We start from the raw sequence: 19,387 nt of genomic DNA, 5'->3' as shown, positions 1-19,387 counted from the left end.
ACGTGATTGATCCTTATGAGAGTGCGCTGGACGCGATACCCGGGGCCCACCCCTACCCGCGCACCAGCCGGTATCACGACGCGGAGATCGGCGTGCATCGCCTGTCCGACGGCACCGAAGTGCGCTACACCAAGCGGCGGTTGCTGCCCCCGCTCAGTGAGGCCGCCGACGAGACCGCGCCGCACACCGTGAACAGCGGTGAGCGGCTCGACCACCTCGGGCAGCGCTATTTCGGCGACCCCGGCCAGTGGTGGCAGATCGCGGACGCCAACCCCGTCCTCGACCCGGGCGAGCTGACCGCCGAGCCGGGGCGGGAGATCGATATTCCTTTGCCGGGTGGGTTCCATGGCTGATGAGCCCATCGGGAGCGGGCCCGTACATCTCAGCCTGCGCATGGGGCCCAAGCTCACCCGACCCGTGCCGGCCGAGGTGACCGAGGCGCTGCTGTCCGCGCAGATCACCATGACCGCCGGGGAGCGGAGCGGGTTCCAGCTCGCCTTCGACCTGACCAAGAGGGGGCTGATCACACAGCGGCTGCTGCCCGAGGGGTTCTTCGACCCGAAGACCCGGGTCATCGTCATCACCTCGATCAAGGGGACCCCCACGGTCGTCCTGGACGGGCTGATCGTGCGGCAGGAGGTGGGGGCGAGCAATATCCCGGGGCAGACCACCCTCACCGTCACCGGCGAAGACCTGACCCTGCTCATGGACCTGGAGGAGCGCACCGATCGGTATCCGAATCTGGCTCCTTCGAAGCGCGTCGAGCGGATTCTCCAGAAGTACGCCGACTACGGGATCGACCCCCGGATCTTCCGTGAGCAAGTGCACCAGCCACCCCACGAGCTGCTGCGCGTCGACTACCAGACCGGCACCGATCTGCAGTACGTGAACGAGCTGGCCAGAGCGAACGGTTACACCTTCTACCTCGACCCCGGACCGCGCCCCGGCCGGTCCACGGCTTTCTGGGGACCCGAGCAGCGCCTCGGCGAGCGTCAGCACGCGCTCAACGTCAACATGGACGTCAACTCCACCGTCGACCAGTTGACCTTCGCGTACGACGGGACAGCGCGCGAAGAGCCGCAGGCTCGCTGGCAGGACCCCCGGACGCGGGACGCGCAGCTCCTCCCCCAGCCCGACATCAGCCCGCTGCGCCCGCCGCTGGGCCGCCGCGCCTCGCCCGCTCTCAAGCGGAAGACGCTCTCCGGGACCGCGAAGAAGGCTCTGGAACAGGCCCAGGCCGAGATGCTGGGCCGCGCCGCGACCTCCGCCGACGCGATCTCCGGTTCCGGGTCGCTCGACGTCAACCGGCACGGATACGTGCTGCGGCCGCGCGAGCTGGTCGGAGTGCGCGGGGCCGGCGTGACATACGACGGCGACTACTACGTCAAGTCCGTCACCCACAATCTGCGCCCCGGCTCGTACCAGCAGAACTTCACGCTCTCCCGCGAGGGCCTCATCGCCCGTAGCAACACAGTGCGTCCGTAGAGACGTAAGGACCAGGAGAACTTCGCATGGCTGCAGGACCGAACAACCGGTTTCTCGGCAAGTTCCGGGGGCGGGTGATCGACAACAAGGACCCGCTCAAGCTCGGCCGGATCACGGCCCAGGTCCCGGACGTGCTGGGTGACGAGGCCTCCACCTGGGCGCTGCCCTGCCTGCCGTTCACCGGGCGGCAGGCGGGCCAGTACGTCGTCCCGCAGATCGGCGCGGGCGTGTGGATGGAGTTCGAGCAGGGGGATCCCAGCTTCCCCATCTGGACCGGGAGTTGGTACGGAGACGCCTCCGAGCTGCCGCCACGCGCGGCCGCGGAGCTGCCCGGCTCGCAGCCGGTGGTGATCCAGACGCCGGGCGATCACAAGCTGGTGATGTCGGATGTGCCCGGCGGCACGGGGATTCTGCTCGAAGCCAAGGGCGGGGCGTACATCCAGATCGACGAGAAGGGCGTGACCATCGGCAACGGCAAGGGCGCGTCCATCGTGCTGATCGGCGACGAGGTCAACATCAACGAGGGCCGGCTGATCGTGCCGAGGAAGCGATGAGCACAAGGACCAATGAAACGGGGAGAATCGTGTTGTCCGGGAATCTCGTGAGCGGCGGGTCCGCGATCAGCTGCCCGCATGGCGGCCGGGTCGTGCCCGCCTCCGCCCCGTCGTCCGGCGTCCGGATCGACGGCCATCAAGTGCCCACCGCCGCCGACGCCTTCATCGTCAGCGGCTGCCACCACACGATCGACGGCGTGCCGCATCAGTGCGCCACCGTCCGCTGGACGCCGCATCGCGACAGCGTGCTCATCGACGGCTCGCCCGTGCTGCTGGACAGCACGTCCGCGCTCTGCTTCAGCGCCGCGCTGGTGTCGCAGGGGCCGCCGGTCGTCGCCGCGTCGACACGGGGGGTGGCCTCCCGATGAGGACGAGGAGCGACATCGTCTTTCCCTTCCGCAGCGACCGGCGGGGACGCACCGCGCACGCGGCATACGACGAGCATGTGCGGGATCTGATCGAGCAGTTGCTGTTCACCAGCCCCGGCGAGCGCGTGATGCGCCCCGACTTCGGCTGCGGTCTCCTCGATCTGGTCTTCACGCCCAACAGCCCGGAGCTGGCCTCTGCACTGGAGCTTTCTGTGCAGGCCTCGCTGCAGCGCTGGCTGGGCGAACTGATCGAGGTGGAAGCCCTGGACGTGGTGAGCGAGGAGAACGTGGTCCGGGTGTATCTGCGCTACGTGGTGCGCTCCACCGCGAGCCGGCGCGACGAGGTGTTCGAGGGGAGCGGCCCGGCATGAGCGGTACGAGCAAGGAGTTGGTCTGCCGTACGGACGGCAGGCGCACGAAGATACGGGCGGCGCAGCTCGGCGGTGTGGACGCGGTCGAGGTCGGTGACGACGGGCTGACCCTCACCGTCACCTTCCTGGGCAAGGCGCCCCACGGGCTGTGCCCGGAGAACATACGCATCGACGGCGGCCGCCGGATCACGGACATCGAGGCCGTGGAGCTGTCCGTCGAACGCGAGGAGGACCCGGAGCTCGACGACCGGCTGTACGTCACGCTGGACCGGACCGGGGACACCTCCCGCTACCGGCTCTCGGTCGTGGACACGGATCCGTACGGGCGGCCGGGCACCGAGCCCTTCCCCGGCTTCGACCAGCGGTACTTCTCGGCCGAGTTCGAGTTCCGGCTCGACTGCCCCACCCCCTTCGACTGCAAGGACGAGCAGCCGGACTGCCCGCCCGCCTACGCTCCCGCGCCGGTCATCGATTACACCGCGCGCGACTACGACACGATCCGCCGCCTCATCCTGGACCGGCTGGCGCTGACCACCCCGGACTGGGTCGAACGCAATGCCGCCGACCTCGGCACGACGCTGGTCGAGCTGCTGGCCCACACCGCGGACCGGATCAGTTATCAGCAGGACGCGGTCGCGACGGAGGCGTATCTCGACACGGCACGCCGCCGGGTCTCGGTACGCCGTCACGTACGGCTCATCGACTATCCGATGCACGACGGCGTCAACGCACGCGCGTTCGTCGCGGTCGAGACCGTACGGGCGCTGACGCTGGCGCCCGGCACCTTCCGCTTCGCCGCGGTCGACGTCCGTACCCTCGGGCCGCGCGACCGGCCCGAGATCGGCACCGTCATCGACGACCGGGATCTGGCCGTGCTCGACGAGCGTGGTTCGGTGGAGGTGTTCGAGCCGGTCGTCGGCGACGAGCCGCTGGTGCTGCGCCCCGAGCACAACACGATCCGCTTCTGGACCTGGGGCGACGAGGTGTGCTCGCTGCCCAAGGGGGCCACCGCGGCGACGCTGCGGGACGAGTGGACCGACGAGGAGTGCGCTGCCAGGACGCTGGATCTCTCCCCCGGCGATCTGCTGCTGTTCGAGGAGGTCCGCGGGGCGCGGTCCGGTACGCCGGGCGACGCCGACCCGGCCCACCGTCAGGCCGTACGCCTCACCTCCGTCACCCCGGCCGTGGACCGGCTGGCCGACCAGCCGGTCCTGGAGGTCACCTGGGCGCCGGAGGACGCGCTCGCCTTCCCCGTCTGCCTGTCGACGCGTGGCGGCCCGGACTGCGGGCCTGTGGAGGATGTGAGCGTGGCGCGCGGCAATGTCGCGCTCGTCGACCACGGCCGGTCGCTGACGTTCTGCGGCTCCGCGCCGGAGACGGTCACCGTGCCGCCCGCGCCGGCCGTCCTCGGGTCCTGCGATCCGTCCGGCTTCGGCTGCTGGGACCGTGATGAGGGGAACCCGACGGCCGATCTGATCAACTCCCGCCTGGAGCAGACCCGTTGCGGACGGTTGCTGACAGCCGATCAGGTACGGGAGCTGTTCACCGTCGTCGGCGAGGACGCGACCGGGCGCGCCGGTCTCGGTCTGGAACTCGCGGGCCGGCGTCGCGAGAAGGTCGTGCCGGGCACCGCGTACGCCCAGGCCGATGCGCTTGAGACGCTGCTGGCGCAGGTCGTCTACCCGGGCATCCCGCCGCGCTTCCGGCCGGTGCTGCAGCGTTCCCCCGTGGTCCAGTCCGTGCCGTTTCCGGAGCCGCGCCATGTGTCGGCCGGGCAGGCCGTGCGGCTTGCGGCGATTCCGGGACGGGTCCGGCAGCGGCTGGTGGAGCTGTGGCGCAGTGCCCGCGACTGCGACGGTCTCACCGAGGCGGAGATCGCCGAGCTGACCGTGCTGTTCGGGCTGCGGGTGCTCGAGCGTCTTGAGCTGCGCCGCCATCCGGTGCGTGCGCTGCGGGAGTTGCTGCACCGCAGCGAACGGCTGCTGGCGGCCAAGCTGCGCCGGATCGAGGTGCTCAGTGCCCGGGCGCGGGCCGGCGCGGTGCTCGATGACGGCGTCGCCTGGGAGATCACGCACACCTGGGGCCCGCAGTACGCGGCCGGGCTCGACCCGGACGAGCCGGTGCTGCGGGGGCCTGCCGCCGCACTCGTACAGGATCCGCGGGCAGCGCTGCCCGCGGTGACGATCGCGGACGGCGACGAGCCGTGGACGCCGAAGCGGGATCTGCTCGACTCCGGCACGCGCGAGCGGCACTTCGTCGGCGAGCTGGAGGACGACGGACGGATCGCGCTGCGGTTCGGGGACGGCCGGCACGGCGCCCGTCCGCAGCCGGGCGCCCGGCTCGAGCTGCACTACCGGCTCGGCGGCGGCACGGCCGGCAACGTCGGCGCGGAGGCCATCAACCACCTCGTCCTGTGCCGTGATCCGGAGGCTTCGGACGCGGGTGACCCGCTGCCCGTCGCGGGTGTGCGCAATCCGCTGCCCGCCGTCGGCGGCACCGAGCCCGAACCGATCGAGCAGGTACGCCAGTTGGCCCCGCTGGACCTCAAGCGCACCCGGCTGCGGGCCGTCACCGCCGACGACTACGCGGCGCTGGCGTCGAAGCTGCCGGGGGTGCAGCGGGCGGCCGCCGAGATCCGCTGGACCGGCAGTGTGCAGGAGGCGCATGTCGCCGTCGACGCGCAGGGCACGGGGGATCCCTCCACGGAGCTGCTCGACTCGGTGTCGTACGCGCTGGAGAGCTACCGCCGGATCGGCCACGACCTGGTGGTCGGACCAGCCAGATCGGTGCCGCTGGACATCGCACTCACGGTGTGTGCCGCGCCAGGCCATCAGCACGGCCAGATCCTCGCCGAGCTGTACCGGCTGCTGGGCAGCCGTCGGCTGTCCGGCGGACGGATCGGCTTCTTCCACCCCGACGCGCTGAGCTTCGGCGAACCGGTGCGGCTCAGCCGTCTGGTGGCCGTGGCTGCGGCCGTCCAGGGCGTGGAGAGCGTGACGGTGACCCGGCTTCGCCGGCTGTTCCACGAAAGCACCCTCGCAGCCCCGGACTACACAGACGACACAGACGACACCGCACTGGAGGCAGGCGTGCTGCGGCTCGGCCCGCTGGAGATCGCGCGTTGCGACAACGACCCCGACCGGCCGGAGCTCGGCCGGCTGTCGATCGAGCTCGGCGGAGGTGCCCGATGAGCGGCTCCTGCGGTTGCGGCTGCGGTGGACACGACGAACGCCACGCGCCCGAGGCCCTGTACAACCCGCCGGGCCGCACCGCCCTGGACTACCGGGTGGGAGAGTACGGCTCGTTCCTTGCGGCCATGCTCGACCGGCTCGCATCCCCCGCCTATCCGGCGCTGCGCGGGCTGACCGTCCGTACCCCGGACGATCCGGCGATCGGGCTGCTCGACTCCTGGGCGGTAGTCGGCGACCTGCTCACCTTCCACTCCGAGCGCATCGCCGACGAGGGCTATCTGCGCACCGCCGACGAGCACCGCTCGCTGGCCCTGCTCGGGCGTCTTGTGGGGCACCGGCCGCGGCCCGGAATCGCCGCCGACACCCATCTGGCGTACACGCTGGACCGGGATCCGCGGGCCGAGGACGTACCGGTGCTGATCCCGCGGGGCGCGCGCAGCAACAGCGTGCCCACCACCTCCGACGAGGAGTCGCAGGCCTTCGAGACCAGCGAGGACCTCGTCGCGCGCTGGGCCTGGAACGAGCTGGCGGTCCGACGGCGCCGGCCGGCGCTGCTCACCCCGGACGATCTGCGCAAGCAGTCCGAGATCTTCGTCTCCGGGACCGGTGCGTCCCTGCAGACCGGGGACAAGCTGCTCTTCGTCTTCGGCGCGGACAAGGACACGGCCGGACAGCGGCTGCTGCTGCCCGTGGCGCGCGTCCGGATCGACCGGGACGACGATGTGACGGCGATCGGACTGCCGCAGTCCGCGCCGCCGTCGCTGACCGAGCTGGTGACGGAGCTGCGCGAGTGGATCACCGAGGACGAGCGGGAGGTCGAGGAGGGCGAGCCCACCCCCGACAACCCCAATCCGCGTCCTGTCAGCCGGATCATCGAGGCCTTCGACACGCAGGTGCTTGCGCCGCTGCGCGCCGATCTGGACGCAGTCAAGACGCCCTCGCAGTTCGCCAGGCGGCTGGTAGATCCGCATGAGCGGCTCGCCGAGGCGCAGGCGATCGCCGCTCCCTACGAGGAAGTCGCCGCCTGGTTCGAGCAGTTGGAGGCCGTGGTCGGCGAACTGATGGAGCGCGCGGCCGATCTGGAGCCCTCCCGTCCCGAATCTCCGGGCCCGGCGGCCGACGCCGCCTCGCCCGCCATGCGGGCGCTCGGCGCCGTACTTCCGGCGCTGCGCACCCGCGTTGTGCGGCCTCCGTCGGGCGCGCGCACGCTGTCGCACGATCCGGGCCGGTACTTCGCGGCAGGCTCCGATCTGGGCGCGCAGCTGCTGTCCGCGCTCGATCCGCGGGTCGCGGACGGGATGTACACGGCGTGGCGGCAGGCCGCCCCCGCCGTGCCGGCGCTGCTGCGCGAGCTGCAGGCGATGCGGGTGACCGCCGCTCCGTTCGGGGCGACGGCGCCGCTCAAGCCCGTACAGGACGACCGCGGGCGGGTCGTCCGGCAGACGGACTGGCCGCTCTCCGGATCCGCGCTGACGACCATGCGGGTCGTGTACGACACGGCGGGCCGCGTTCCGGTGCGCGCCGAGTTCCAGCACATCGAGACCGGATCCTCGGTGCAGCGGTCGGAGAACCTGCCCGCCGAGACGAGCTTCGGCCTGGGGCCCGGACGGGTCCTGCTGCAGACCCGCGTGGGCCAGGACCACGATCTGAGCTGGCTGACCAGGCGTCCTGCGGACTCTCAGGAGCCCGGTGTCACCGCACAGTTCACGTCCGGGCTGCCCGAGCGCATGCTGTTCGTGTCCCGGCCCGCCGAGGACGGTCGGGTGCATGTGGCCGTGCACAACGGCGAGCCGCTCAACTGGCTGCTGGCCCCGGGCGAGCACAAGCAGGTCACACACGGCGGGTTCGAGGTGACCGTGCGGTACACGGTCGGCAGCGAGCCGGCGAATGTCGAGGTCGGCATCACCACCGTGCCGGAACAGGCGAACCGTCATGTCCTGTCGCTGGACTCCGTACAGGACGGGATCACCGTCGGCAGCTGGGTCGCGATCGAGCGTCCCCGCAAGGGTGCCGAGGGTCCGGACGGAATTCCCGGCGACAAGAAACTCGCGCTCGTGACCACCCGTGTCACCGCCGTACGCACCGCCGCCTACACCAACTTCGGGATCACGGGCCGCGGCACCGAGCTCACCCTCGCCGACCCCTGGCTGGACGAGCACGACGTGCTGCTCTCGACGATCCGGGACGCCACCGTGCATGCGGGCGGTGAGGCGCTGCGACTGGCCGAAGAGCCGCTCGGCGAGGACGTGCACGGCAATGAGCTCGAACTGGCCGAGCTGTACGACGGGTTGCGGCCGGGCCGTCATCTGGTGGTGTCGGGTGAGCGCACCGACATCCCGAACACGGCCGGAGTGCGCGGCACCGAACTGGCCGTGATCGCCGCCGTGGAGCAGCACCTCGACCCGCGGCTGCCCGGTGACCATGTCCATACGAAGCTGTCGCTCACGGCGGATCTGGCCTACCGCTACCGCCGTGACACGGTCCGCATCCAGGGCAATGTGGTTCCGGCGACGCACGGCGAGAGCCGCGACGAACCGATCGGCAGCGGGGATGCCGACCGGACCAACCAGACGTTCGCGCTCTGGCAGTCGCCGCTGACCTGGCTGCCCGCCGACAATCCCCTGGGCGCGACGCCCACATTGGAGGTGCGCGTCGACGGGCTGCTGTGGCACGAGGTGGACAGTCTGGCCGGGCGTGGTCCGCGCGAGCGGGTCTATGTGTCCGGGACGGCCGGGGACGGGCGTACGACCGTCACCTTCGGCGACGGGGTGCACGGCGCGAGGCTGCCCACCGGGCAGGAGAACGTCCGGGCCCGGTACCGCTTCGGCACGGGCAAGGCCGCCAACGTGCGCGCCGACCGCATCACCCAGGCGATCACCCGGCCGCTGGGCGTCACCGCCGTCACCAATCCGCAGCCCGCGACGGGCGGCGCGGACGCCGACGGTCCGGGTCTTACCCGGCGCACGATCCCGCTCGCGGTCTCCGCGCTCGACCGGCTCGTGTCCGTCACGGACTACGAGGACTTCGCCCGCTCGCGGGCCGGCATCGGCCGGGCGGCGGCGCGCGAGATCTTCGACGGCCGGCGACGAGTGCTGCATGTGACGGTCGCCGGGGTGGACGACATCGCCATCGCGGACGACTCCGAGGTGCTGCGCGCGCTGCGTTCCTCGCTGGCCGAGTACGGCGACTCGCGGCTGCCGGTCCGCGTCGACGTGCGCGAGCTGGTGATGCTGCTGCTCGCGGCGAAGGTGAAGGTCGCCCGCGACCACACCTGGACCGTGGTCGAGCCGCGGCTGCGGCAGGCGCTGCTGCGTGAATTCGGCAGCGGGCGGCGCGAGTTGGGCCGTCCGGCGCGGCTGTCCGAGGTGCTGGCGACGGCCCACAAGGTGCCCGGCGTCGACTACGTGGACGTCGACGTCTTCACCGGGGTGCCGGCGTCCGTCACACCCGACGAGCTGTCGCACCTCGCTCAGCACCTCGCCGAGCCCCGTACCGCGGTCGGGGCCAGGCTCGCGGAGTACGACGAGGACGTGCACCGTGTCACCGCCGATGACGGTCAGACGCTCACCCACATCGCCGCCAGGTACGGCATTCCGCTCGCCGAACTGCTGCGGCTGAACCCGGACATCACCGATACCCGGCGGCTCGAGAAGGGCCGGGCGGTGTTCGTCTTCCGCGGCATCCGGCCCGCGCAGCTCACCCTGCTCTCCCCGCATGTCGCGGACACGCTGATTCTGACGGAGGTCACCGCATGACGAGGGAACCGGACGGGCTCGCGGAGCTGCTCCCGCAGTGGCACCGCCTGCGGGACGCCGAGGGCGGGGAGCCGCTGCGCGCCCTGCTCGCGGTGATCGCCGAGCAGGTCGACCGGGTGCGGGACGGGGTCGAGCAGAGTTACGAGGACTGGTTCGTCGAGTCCGCGGCCGACTGGGTGCTGCCGTATCTCGGCGATCTGGTCGGCTACACCCCGCTGCCGGGCTACGAACGGGTGCAGGCGAAGGGCCTTGAGGGCGCGGACGGGGACGATTCGCGCAGCCGCCTCGCCGAGGCCCTGGCACCGCGCCGCGATGTGGCCGCCACGGTCGCCAACCGGCGGCGCAAGGGGTCCCTCGCTCTGTTGGAGGAGCTGGCCGAGGACGTCGCGGGATGGCCTTCGCGGGCCGTGGAGTTCTCCCGGCTCGTCTCCCACCAGCAGCCGGTGAAGCTGTACGGATCGGGCACCCAGGCAGTCAACGCGCGCCGGCGGGGCCGGGGCAGGCTCGTGGACGTACGGGAGGGCGCGGCGCTCGATCTGGCGGGCGGGCCGTTCGGCGCGGTCGCGCAGTCGGTGAATGTGCGGCGGGCGGGCTCGGCGCGCACGCAGGGCGGCTACTCCCCGGCGGGGGTCGGGCTGTTCGTCTGGCGACTGAAGCCGTACCACGTGACCGAGGCGCCCGCGTACTGCATCGACCGGGCCCGTAACCTCTATACCTTCTCGATTCTGGGCAATGACACGCCCCTGGTGACCAAGCCGGTGCCGGAGCCGTCCGCCACGCATGTCGCGACGATCGACAATGTGCCCGCGTACATCAGGCGCAGGCAGCTCGCCGACCGGCTCGCGGACTACTACGGGCCGGGCAAGAGCTTCACGATCTGGCGCGACGGGCAGGACGAACCGGTGCCGCTGTCCGACATCGTGGTGGCCGATCTGACGGACTGGCGCTACCGCCCGAGGCGCGGGCAGGTGGCCGTCGACCCGGCGCTCGGCCGGATCGCCTTCGGGTCGCGGTCGGCGCCGCGGCAGGGCGTGTGGGTCACCTACCACTACGCGTTCGCGGACGACACGGGCGGCGGCGAGTACCCCCGCGAGCGTGAGACGCCGGCGGCCGCGACGGTCTACCGGGTCGGCCCCGGCCAGACGTACCAGCGGATCATGGACGCGTACAACGACTGGCGGGGCGAGAGGCGGTCGGGGCGCTGCGGCCCCGACGGCATCATCGAGATCACGCACAGCGGCGCCTACCAGGAGCAGCTGGACTTCGATCTGGACCCGGGCGACCGCCTTGAACTGCGCGCGGCCGAGGGCACCCGGCCGGTGGTCCGGTTGCTCGACTGGTACAGCAACCGGCCCGACGCGCTCAACATCCGTGCCCAGGAGGAGAGTGAGGGCGATGCCCCGCGGATCGTGCTCGACGGTCTGCTGATCACCGGTCGCGGGCTCAATGTCACCGGCCCTGTGGGCGCGGTCGTGCTGCGGCACTGCACGCTCGTGCCGGGCTGGTCGCTGGAGCCCGAGTGCGATCCGCACTCCCCGGAGGAGCCGAGTCTGGTCCTGGACCGGACCACCGCGTGCGTGTCTGTCGACCGCAGCATCCTCGGCACCATCGAGGTGATCGGCGACGAGGTGAACCACGACCCGCTGTCCATCCACATCCGGGACAGCATCCTGGACGCCACCGGCCACGATCGGGCGGCGCTGTCCGCCCCGGACTGCCGCCACGCCCACGCCGTACTGCACGCGCACCGCACCACCGTCATCGGCGAGGTCCACACCCACGCCGTGGAGATCGCCGAGAACAGCATCTTCACGGGGCGGCTGCACGTGGCCCGGCGGGGCATCGGCTGTGTGCGGTTCTCGTACGTGCCTCCCGGCTCGCGCACTCCGCGCCGCCACCGCTGCCAGCCGGACCTGGTGGGCAAGGAGAACGCGCAGCTGGTCCGGCCGCTGTTCACCAGCGAGCGGTACGGCACGCCCGCGTACGGGCAACTGGCCGCGGGCTGCGCGGAAGAGATCCGGCGCGGCGCCGAGGACGGCTCCGAGATGGGCGCCTTCCACGACCTCTATCAGCCCCAGCGCGAGGACAGCCTGCGGGCCCGGCTCGCCGAGTACACCCCGGCCGGTACCGACGCCGGGATCATCGCCGTCACCTGATCCCCGTCACCCGACACGACTTTTTTCACCGACTGCCGAACTTCCGAGGGGGACCCCTTCCCATGCACGCTGACATCTCCCGCATCACCTTCCGGCCGGACCGGCACTACTCGGCGGTGATCGCACAGCAGGGCCGTGTCCAGCTCGACGCCGACGCCAATGAGCAGACCGTGATCCAGCTGGTGCAGGCCCGTACCACCGCCGCCGATCTGATCGGGCAGCACGGCGGGCCGCGCGGCGCGACCGGCTTCGAACTGCACTTCCTGGGCGGCAGCCGGGAGTTGGACGATCTCTCCATCGGCGGCGGCCGTTACTACGTGGACGGCATCCTGCTGGACGCGACGCGCCCGCAGGCGGGCGTCCCGGTGGTGGACGACGAGCATGGGGCCGAGGAGGGCGAGAAGGACGCGCCCGCCGAGGCGCAGCCGCCGGCCACCTGGACGTACTGGGACCAGCCGGACGGCCACCGCGACCCGGAGCGCCCCGGCGACCGGCTGCCGTCCCAATTCCCGTATCTGGCCTATCTGAAGGTCTGGGAGCGCTCGGTCACCGCGGCCGAGGACCCGCTGCTGCGCGAGGTGGCGCTGGGCTCCGCGATGCCCGACACCGCGGCCCGGCTGAAGGTCGTCTGGCAGGTGCTGCCGCTGCCCGGCTCCCAGCTGGAGCTGGACGACGGCGCGACGAAGGACCAGGTCCGCGCGGCGTTCGCGAAGTGGGCGGCGGCGCAGGCGCCGAGCGCGCGGATGGCGGCGCGCAGCGAGCGACCCGAGCATGCGGACGAGGACCCGTGCCTGGTGAAGCCGGATGCCCGCTACCGGGGCCAGGAGAACCAGTTGTACCGGGTGGAGATCCACGAGGGCGGCGCGGCCAAGGACGCGACCTTCAAGTGGTCGCGGGAGAACGGCTCGGTGACCTTCCCGGTCGACGAACTCGACGGCACCTGGGTGGAGTTGGCGTCCCTGGGCAGCGACGACAAGCTCGATCTGAACGTCGGTGACTGGGTCGAGTTCGTGGACACCGCCTACATCAGCCGCGGCGAGCCGCTGCCGCTGCTGCGGGTCGAGGAGGTCGATCTGCCGGGCCGCCGGGTGCGGCTGTCGGGCGAGCCGGACCCGTCGGTCGGGCGGCGTCCCGAGCTGCACCCGTTCCTGCGGCGCTGGGACCACCGGTCGGGTTCCCGGAGCGGTTCGAGCCGTACGAAGCAGGGCCCCGCGAAGCTGCGGGGCGGCGCGCTGCGGATCGAGGAGGGTGGCTGGCTGCCGCTGGAGAACGGCGTGTTCGTGTACTTCGAGCCGGGCAAGACGTACCGTCCTGGCGACTTCTGGACGGTTGTGGCGCGTACGGCGACGGGCAATGTCGAGTGGCCGACGGACGCGGCGCGCCGGCCGCTGCTGCAGGCCCCGGCCGGGAATCAGGTGCACTACGCGCCGCTGGCCTGGGTGCTGGGTGAGGGCTCGGTGGCGGATCTGCGGCTGGCGTTCGGGCCGCTGGCGACCGCCATCCCGGCCGCCGACGCGGAGGCGCTGGAGGCGGAGGCCACATTCGAGGCTGAGGCCGCGGCGGCCGAGAGCGCGGCGCCGGACGGTTCCGGCTCGCAGCCGACGGGGCAGGACGTCGAACGAAAGCCCGAGATCTGACGTACCACCTGGGAAGGGAGCACCACGATGGCAACGCCTCTGTCCGCCTCCAAACTGCTCAAGGTCCTGCGTGACGAAGGGCTGCAGGTCGTCGAGCACCGGAGCTGGCGCACGCACAACCGCAATCACAAGGGCCCCTGGGGGCCCATGCACGGGGTGATGATCCATCACACCGTGACCTCCGGCACCCAGAACTCCGTGGACATCTGCTACAACGGCCACTCCAGCCTGCCGGGCCCGCTGTGCCACGGGGTGATCGCCAAGGACGGCACGGTCCACATGGTCGGCAACGGCCGGGCCAACCACGCCGGACTCGGCGACGACGACGTCCTGCGCGCAGTGATCAACGAGACGGCGCTGCCCGCCGACAACGAGGCCAACACCGACGGCAACCGGTATTTCTACGGCTTCGAGTGTGTCAACCTCGGCAACGGCAAGGACCCGTGGCCGGCGGCTCAGCTGGACGCGATCGAGAAGGTCTCGGCGGCGATCTGCCGGGCGCACGGCTGGTCGTATCGCTCGGTGATCGGCCACAAGGAGTGGCAGCCGGGGAAGATCGACCCGCGCGGGTTCACGATGGACTCGATGCGCGCCCGGATCAAGGCCCGGCTCGGCGGCAAGCCGGACGGCCCGGCCAAGCCGCCCGCGCCCAAGCCCCCGGCGAAGTACGAGCCGTTCCCCGGCGCCGCGTTCTTCGCGCCGGGCCGGCGCAGCCCGATCATCACGGCGATGGGAAAGCGGCTGGTGGCAGAGGGCTGCGGCCGGTACGAAGTGGGGCCGAGCCCGGACTGGTCGGAGGCCGACCGCAAGTCGTACGCCGCATGGCAGCGCAAGCTGGGCTTCACGGGCAGCGACGCCGACGGCATTCCGGGAAAGTCGAGCTGGGACAGACTCAGGGTGCCCAACGTCTGACGTGCTCGGTGTGTCGCCGGCCGGGCGGCCCTGTCCGTGGACGAGGGGCCGCCCGGCCGGTGCGTGCCCTGTAGCGTTTCACTCACAGGGCGCTGGAGGGCAGATGAGCAAGGGTGCGACAACGGTCATCGGGGCCGACGAGGTACGCGAGGCCCTCCCCATGGCTGCCGCGATCGCCGCACTCCAGGACGCACTGTGCGAGGGGCTCGACCCGGAGACCGACCCGGCCCGCTCCGTGGTCCCGGTCAGCCACGGACAGCTGCTGCTGATGCCCTCGCACTCCCGCCGCTACGCCGGCGTCAAGATCGCCACGGTGGCGCCGGGCAACCCTGCGCTCGGACTCCCCCGCATTCAGGGCACTTACCTGCTGCTGGACGCCGAGACGCTCAGCCCGCTGGCCGTGCTGGACGGTGTCGCGCTGACCGCCATCCGTACCGCCGCGGTCTCGGCGGCCGCGGCCGACCTGCTCGCCGTGCCGGGGGCCGAGCGCCTGGTCGTCTTCGGCACCGGCCCTCAGGCGCACAGCCATGTCGAGGCGCTGCGGGCCGTTCGCCCGATCCGGCACATCACGGTCGTCGGCCGCGACCTCGACCGTCTCGCCGCCTTCCTTCAGCAGTACGGGGATTCGGGGCCGGATTCGGCACCGGTGGTAGAGGCGGGTACGGCGGACGCGGTGGCGCAGGCCGATCTGGTGGCTTGCTGCACCACGGCCCGTACTCCCCTCTTCGACGGATCGGCGCTGCCCGCGCATGCGACGGTCGTCGCCGTCGGCTCCCACGAGCCGCAGGCGCGCGAGGTCGACGACGAGACGGTGCGCCGCTCGACGGTGGTGGTCGAGGCGCGCGCCGCGGCGCTGCGCGAGGCCGGTGACATCATCCTCGCGGTCCAGTCGGGTGCGCTGGATCCCGAGTCCCTCGTGGGTCTCGCGGACTTGGCCCGCGGCACGGCGGAGGCCGACGTCTCGCGGCCCCGGCTGTTCAAGAGCGTCGGCATGGCCTGGGAGGACCTGGTCGTCGCCGGGGTCGCGTACGAGGCCCGCTAGCTCTCGGGGAGTTCACTCGTTACGTGGCGCCGCGCGATGTGACTCACCGTCAGTCGGGTCTCCTCGCAGTGCCCATACGGTGTCGTCGCCGCGCAAGCGGTTCGGTTTCTTTTATTGACACAGGAAATTAACTCACCTACGTTTCCCGCCATGCCGTCGACGTACCGCGTTGAGACGTTCCCGGCGGCCACCCCGGCTGCCTCTTCCGTGTTCACCACAGTCCTGTCCCAGGGACCGCTCACCCGGGTCGAACTCGCCCGCCGCACCGGCCTTTCGCCGGCCGCGGTGACCAAGGCGGTACGTCCGCTGATGGAGGCGGGCTACGTCGTCGAAACGGCCGAGACGACGGCGGGCGAGGGAGGGCGACCCAGCTTGGGACGTCCCGCCAACCCCGTGCGGGTCGACGGCGGCAGGGCCCTGTTCATCGGTGTCAAGGTGACGGCGGACGAGGTCATCGCCGTGCTGACGCACCTGTGCTGCCGCATCCGAGTCGCTCGGCACGCACCCCTCACGGCGCACGAACCTTCCGCCGTGATCGGCCTCATCGCCACGCTGACCATGGAGTTGCTGACCGAGGCCGAGAGATACGGAGTCCGGGTGCAGGGCCTTGGCATCGCCGTCTCCGGCGACGTCGACCGCGCCGCGGGCGTGGTGCGCTACTCGCCCTTCCTCGGCTGGCACGACATCGCACTCGCCGAACTGGCAACGGCCGCAACGGGGTTGCCCGTCACCGTCGACAACGATGTCCGAGCTCTGACGATCGCCGAGCAGTGGTTCGGCGGCGGCGTGGGATGCGCGAACTTCGCGCTGGTCACGGTCGGCGCGGGAATCGGCTGCGGTCTCGTCGTGAACGGCCGCGTCGTGTCGGGCTCGCACGGCGTCGCCGGCGAGATCGGCCATCTCTCCATCGACCCGCAAGGACCGCCCTGCCATTGCGGCAATACGGGCTGCGTCGAGGCGATCGCGTCGGACTCGGCGATCCTGCGCCGCATCCGGCAGGACACCGGACAGGCCGTGGCCGACTCGGCGCAGGCCCTGGCGCTGGCCCACTCCGGCAGCCCCGCAGCCCGGGCAGCGTACGCACGGGCCGGTGAGGCGATCGGCCGGGCGATCGGGGCCGTGGTCAATCTCCTCGGCCCCGAGCGCGTGATCATCTCCGGCGAGGGCCTGGCGGCGTACGACCTGTTCGCCGAGCAGATCCGTGACGCGTTCACCGCGGCGGCCTTCGGCACCGCCGCGCAGTGCGAGGTGACGACCCGTCCACTGCCCTTCGACGAATGGGCACGCGGGGCCGCGGCCGCCGCGATCCAGACGTTCATCGGATCCGACACCTGTTAGGAGCACCCGCATGCTGTCCCCCGCAGCCCTCACCGCAGGAGCCGTCGCCCTCACCGTCGCCGCCTCCCTCACCGCAGCCGCGTCCGCACCCGACGCCAAGGCCGCCACCCCGCCCACCGCCCGGGCCACCGCGACGGACGCCGCCGCCCAGCAGGACGGCCTCGCCCAGAAGCCGTACATGGGCTGGAGCAGCTGGAGCATGCAGTCCAGCAAGTACCCCGGGCTCAACCCCACAGGCGACTACAGCTACCTCACCGAAGCGAATGTGCTGAAGCAGGCCGACGCCATGGCGAACGCATCCGCACGCCGCCGCGTCCCGGCCGGGAGCCGCGCCGCAGATACCGTTCGCGACGCCTGCGAGCCGCTGAAGCCGCTGATGTCTCGGCGGCCGACTGCTCAGTCGCAGGCAGGTGCGTCGGCGGCCGACCGTATCTCGTCGAGGTGGACCTCGACCCAGCCGCGCAGCTGCCCGAGCGGCTCGGCGACCCCGCGCCCCAGCTTTGTCAGTTCGTACTCGACGTGCAGCGGGACGGCCGGATAGACCGTGCGGTCGACGAAACCATGGAGCTCAAGCCTGCGCAGGGTGTTGGTCAGCACCTTGGGACTGACGCCCTGGAGACGCCGCTGCAGCGAGCCGAAGCGCTGCGGCCCCTCCTCCAGAGCGCCGATGGCGAGCGCCGACCACTTGCTGGCCAGCACGTCGAGTACGTCACGGCACGGGCACTGCGCCGCGAACACATCATGGTCGGCGTGCCGGCCCGTCGTACAGGGAACGGACATGAAGAGTGACTCCTACGCGGCTGTGACCTCAATACTTCCCGATGGATAGTAGTGTCCCTTGCGGGTTACCACTACCCCGCAGGTAGCTTCTCGGGTGTCGATGATCAACCGGCCGGGCGGTGCGTCCGCACGCCCGGCATACACCGCAGGAGACCCGACATGAGCAGCCGTCCGACCATGCGCGCGATCACCCAGGACGCCCTTGGCGGCCCCGAAGTGCTGCGGCTCGCACAGGTGCCGCCGCCCGAGCCGTTGCCCACCGAGGTACTGGTGCGGGTGCATTGCGCCGGTGTGAACCCGGTGGACTGGAAGACCCGTGAGGGCGGCGGCATGGCCGGCGTGCTGGGAGAGCCGCCATTCATCCTGGGCTGGGACGTCTCCGGCGTCGTGGAGGAGGTCGGCTTCGGCGTCCACACGCTCGAGGTCGGCGACGAGGTGTACGGCATGCCGTGGTTCCCGCGTCAGGCCGGTGCGTACGCGGAGTATGTGGCCGCGCCCTCTCGCCAGTTCGCCCGCAAGCCCACCGGGATCGACCACGACCGGACCGCCGCGATGCCGCTTGCCGCGCTCACCGCCTGGCAGTCGCTCGTCGACGCCGCGCACGTCGAGGCCGGACAGCGGGTGCTGATCCACGCGGCGGCGGGCGGTGTAGGGCACTTCGCCGTGCAGTTCGCCAAGCACCTCGGCGCGCATGTCATCGGCACGGCGCGGGCGGCGAAGCACGACTGGCTACGCTCGCTCGGCGCCGACGAGCTGGTCGACTACACCGCGGTCCGTTTCGAGGACGCGGTGCGCGACGTCGACGTCGTCATCGATCTGGTCGGTGACGGGCAGGACAGCACGAGCACTCGGTCGCTCAAGACGCTGCGCCCCGGCGGCACGATCATCGCCGTGCCGTCCGGCATTTCCCCCGAGCTCCTGGAGATGGCCGGCTCCCAGGGGCTGCGGGCGAGCGCCTACCTGGTGGAGCCCGACGGTCCGTCGCTCGCCCGGATCGCCGGGCTGGTCGACAGCGGCGCGGTGAGCGTCGAGGTGGAGGCCGTACTGCCGCTGGCCGAGGCCGCGGAGGCGCACCGCCGGGGCCAGGAAGGCCGCACCCGCGGCAAGCTCGTGCTGCGGGTGACCGACTGAGCGAACGAGCCGAGGCGGACTCAGCGCAGCAGAAAGAGCTTCCGCCGCCTACGGAACGGCCCACGGGCCTCGCCCCGGCAGCCGTACGGACGCGACAGCGTCGGCACGGCGGCGCAGGGACGGGGCCCGTGCGTGGTTCTTCCGGCCAGCCGGACTACCGTCCGGACTTCTTGATCCGATCGCCGGCCTTCTCCGCGGCCTCCTGGGCCTTGCCCATCGTCTGCTCGCCGCGGCCTTCGGCCTGCATGCGCTTGTCGTCCATGGCGTCGCCCGCGGTCTCCTTGAGCTTGCCCTTCATCTGCTTGGCCTTGGCCTTGCTCTTGCTCATGACGGTTCCTTTCACCGTGGAGGTTTGACTGACTCATCCACATTGCGCCCGTCACCCAATGTTCGCAATCGGGCACTTTCTGTGACCTTCGCCCAGGAACTCCGACCTCGCGCGCCGCGGCGTTCCGACGGCTCCATGCCGCCCCACACGCCGGCCCCTTGTCCGGTCCTCAGCGCCCAGTCGAGGCACCGGTCCGCGACCGGGCAGCGGCGGCACACCTTCTTGGCCCGGTCGACCTGCTCGGCCCCCGAGCCGGTGGTGCTGACAGGGAAGAACAGATCCGGGTCTTCGTCCACGCAAGCGGCTTCCCGTAGCCATTCCATGGGTTCGCGGCCGGGG

16 protein-coding genes and 1 pseudogene are annotated in these 19,387 nt (G+C 71.4%); 14 read left to right on the top strand and 3 right to left on the bottom strand.

Going from position 1 to position 19,387, the window contains the following annotated elements; all coding sequences use genetic code 11:
- Positions 1-2 precede the first annotated feature (2 nt).
- The 13 genes and pseudogenes from ACZ3H8_RS27395 to ACZ3H8_RS27335 form a co-directional block, all read left to right on the top strand.
- Positions 3-353: a LysM peptidoglycan-binding domain-containing protein gene (locus tag ACZ3H8_RS27395; RefSeq protein ID WP_389184229.1), complete on the top strand. Its 351-nt coding sequence runs from the start codon at positions 3-5 to the stop codon at positions 351-353.
- Positions 346-1,485, top strand: a complete 1,140-nt coding sequence (locus ACZ3H8_RS27390) for a hypothetical protein (RefSeq protein WP_467406286.1) — start codon at positions 346-348, stop codon at positions 1,483-1,485. The genes ACZ3H8_RS27395 and ACZ3H8_RS27390 overlap by 8 nt, the downstream gene beginning before the upstream one ends.
- Before the next feature lie 26 nt (positions 1,486-1,511).
- Complete coding sequence (locus ACZ3H8_RS27385) at positions 1,512-2,039, top strand: phage baseplate assembly protein V (protein ID WP_215090432.1); 528 nt, start codon at positions 1,512-1,514, stop codon at positions 2,037-2,039.
- 29 nt (positions 2,040-2,068) lie between these two features.
- Entirely contained in the window at positions 2,069-2,407 is a 339-nt protein-coding gene (locus ACZ3H8_RS27380) for a hypothetical protein (RefSeq protein WP_467406283.1), read from the top strand.
- Complete coding sequence (locus ACZ3H8_RS27375; protein ID WP_467406281.1) at positions 2,404-2,778, top strand: GPW/gp25 family protein; 375 nt, start codon at positions 2,404-2,406, stop codon at positions 2,776-2,778. The genes ACZ3H8_RS27380 and ACZ3H8_RS27375 overlap by 4 nt, the downstream gene beginning before the upstream one ends.
- Positions 2,775-5,969, top strand: a complete 3,195-nt coding sequence (locus ACZ3H8_RS27370) for a putative baseplate assembly protein (RefSeq protein ID WP_467406280.1) — start codon at positions 2,775-2,777, stop codon at positions 5,967-5,969. The genes ACZ3H8_RS27375 and ACZ3H8_RS27370 overlap by 4 nt, the downstream gene beginning before the upstream one ends.
- Entirely contained in the window at positions 5,966-9,724 is a 3,759-nt protein-coding gene (locus ACZ3H8_RS27365; RefSeq protein WP_467406277.1) for a putative baseplate assembly protein, read from the top strand. The genes ACZ3H8_RS27370 and ACZ3H8_RS27365 overlap by 4 nt, the downstream gene beginning before the upstream one ends.
- Positions 9,721-11,880 (top strand): hypothetical protein, encoded by a 2,160-nt coding sequence (locus ACZ3H8_RS27360; protein WP_467406275.1) that lies wholly within the window; start codon positions 9,721-9,723, stop codon positions 11,878-11,880. Before ACZ3H8_RS27365 ends, ACZ3H8_RS27360 begins: the two co-directional genes overlap by 4 nt.
- Before the next feature lie 62 nt (positions 11,881-11,942).
- Entirely contained in the window at positions 11,943-13,517 is a 1,575-nt protein-coding gene (locus tag ACZ3H8_RS27355; RefSeq protein ID WP_467406273.1) for a DUF6519 domain-containing protein, read from the top strand.
- 27 nt (positions 13,518-13,544) lie between these two features.
- On the top strand, positions 13,545-14,429 hold the full coding sequence (locus tag ACZ3H8_RS27350) for a peptidoglycan-binding protein (protein WP_467406271.1): 885 nt from the start codon (positions 13,545-13,547) through the stop codon (positions 14,427-14,429).
- A 103-nt stretch (positions 14,430-14,532) separates the two neighbouring features.
- On the top strand, positions 14,533-15,471 hold the full coding sequence (locus ACZ3H8_RS27345; RefSeq protein ID WP_467406270.1) for an ornithine cyclodeaminase family protein: 939 nt from the start codon (positions 14,533-14,535) through the stop codon (positions 15,469-15,471).
- A 150-nt stretch (positions 15,472-15,621) separates the two neighbouring features.
- A complete protein-coding gene (locus ACZ3H8_RS27340; RefSeq protein ID WP_467406267.1) occupies positions 15,622-16,809 on the top strand; it encodes an ROK family transcriptional regulator in 1,188 nt (395 codons plus the stop codon).
- 10 nt (positions 16,810-16,819) lie between these two features.
- Positions 16,820-17,101: pseudogene (locus ACZ3H8_RS27335) on the top strand (alpha-galactosidase D); the annotation flags it as partial.
- A gap of 104 nt (positions 17,102-17,205) precedes the next feature.
- On the opposite strand, the gene ACZ3H8_RS27330 reads toward ACZ3H8_RS27335, so the two are convergent.
- Positions 17,206-17,589, bottom strand: coding sequence for a winged helix-turn-helix transcriptional regulator (locus ACZ3H8_RS27330; protein ID WP_467406266.1), 384 nt, complete (start codon positions 17,587-17,589; stop codon positions 17,206-17,208).
- Between the two features lie 159 nt (positions 17,590-17,748).
- Here ACZ3H8_RS27330 and ACZ3H8_RS27325 point away from each other — a divergent pair, with 159 nt between their 5' ends.
- Positions 17,749-18,720 (top strand): NADP-dependent oxidoreductase, encoded by a 972-nt coding sequence (locus ACZ3H8_RS27325; protein WP_467406265.1) that lies wholly within the window; start codon positions 17,749-17,751, stop codon positions 18,718-18,720.
- Positions 18,721-18,874: 154 nt separating this feature from the next.
- Here ACZ3H8_RS27325 and ACZ3H8_RS27320 read toward each other — a convergent pair whose 3' ends face one another.
- Together ACZ3H8_RS27320 and ACZ3H8_RS27315 are read right to left on the bottom strand one after the other, a co-directional pair.
- Positions 18,875-19,048 carry a CsbD family protein gene (locus ACZ3H8_RS27320; RefSeq protein WP_467406262.1) on the bottom strand — a complete coding sequence of 58 codons (174 nt, stop codon included), beginning with the start codon at positions 19,046-19,048 and terminating at the stop codon, positions 18,875-18,877.
- Between the two features lie 11 nt (positions 19,049-19,059).
- Positions 19,060-19,371, bottom strand: coding sequence for a WhiB family transcriptional regulator (locus ACZ3H8_RS27315; protein ID WP_467406730.1), 312 nt, complete (start codon positions 19,369-19,371; stop codon positions 19,060-19,062).
- Positions 19,372-19,387: the final 16 nt, after the last annotated feature.

Source organism: Streptomyces sp. NPDC002868 (assembly GCF_055563295.1).
Note: the sequence above shows the minus strand (reverse complement) of the source record. Positions and strands in the feature narration are given on the sequence as shown.

What these genes read in the sequence shown, in the direction of transcription:
- ACZ3H8_RS27340 (WP_467406267.1), top strand. Translation starts at nt 15,622, where the DNA reads ATGCCGTCGACGTACCGCGTTGAGACGTTCCCGGCGGCCACCCCGGCT.
- ACZ3H8_RS27365 (WP_467406277.1), top strand. Translation starts at nt 5,966, where the DNA reads ATGAGCGGCTCCTGCGGTTGCGGCTGCGGTGGACACGACGAACGCCAC.
- ACZ3H8_RS27355 (WP_467406273.1), top strand. Translation starts at nt 11,943, where the DNA reads ATGCACGCTGACATCTCCCGCATCACCTTCCGGCCGGACCGGCACTAC.
- ACZ3H8_RS27385 (WP_215090432.1), top strand. Translation starts at nt 1,512, where the DNA reads ATGGCTGCAGGACCGAACAACCGGTTTCTCGGCAAGTTCCGGGGGCGG.
- ACZ3H8_RS27350 (WP_467406271.1), top strand. Translation starts at nt 13,545, where the DNA reads ATGGCAACGCCTCTGTCCGCCTCCAAACTGCTCAAGGTCCTGCGTGAC.
- ACZ3H8_RS27330 (WP_467406266.1), bottom strand. Translation starts at nt 17,589, where the DNA reads ATGTCCGTTCCCTGTACGACGGGCCGGCACGCCGACCATGATGTGTTC.
- ACZ3H8_RS27320 (WP_467406262.1), bottom strand. Translation starts at nt 19,048, where the DNA reads ATGAGCAAGAGCAAGGCCAAGGCCAAGCAGATGAAGGGCAAGCTCAAG.
- ACZ3H8_RS27360 (WP_467406275.1), top strand. Translation starts at nt 9,721, where the DNA reads ATGACGAGGGAACCGGACGGGCTCGCGGAGCTGCTCCCGCAGTGGCAC.
- ACZ3H8_RS27345 (WP_467406270.1), top strand. Translation starts at nt 14,533, where the DNA reads ATGAGCAAGGGTGCGACAACGGTCATCGGGGCCGACGAGGTACGCGAG.
- ACZ3H8_RS27375 (WP_467406281.1), top strand. Translation starts at nt 2,404, where the DNA reads ATGAGGACGAGGAGCGACATCGTCTTTCCCTTCCGCAGCGACCGGCGG.
- ACZ3H8_RS27390 (WP_467406286.1), top strand. Translation starts at nt 346, where the DNA reads ATGGCTGATGAGCCCATCGGGAGCGGGCCCGTACATCTCAGCCTGCGC.
- ACZ3H8_RS27315 (WP_467406730.1), bottom strand. Translation starts at nt 19,371, where the DNA reads ATGGAATGGCTACGGGAAGCCGCTTGCGTGGACGAAGACCCGGATCTG.
- ACZ3H8_RS27325 (WP_467406265.1), top strand. Translation starts at nt 17,749, where the DNA reads ATGAGCAGCCGTCCGACCATGCGCGCGATCACCCAGGACGCCCTTGGC.
- ACZ3H8_RS27370 (WP_467406280.1), top strand. Translation starts at nt 2,775, where the DNA reads ATGAGCGGTACGAGCAAGGAGTTGGTCTGCCGTACGGACGGCAGGCGC.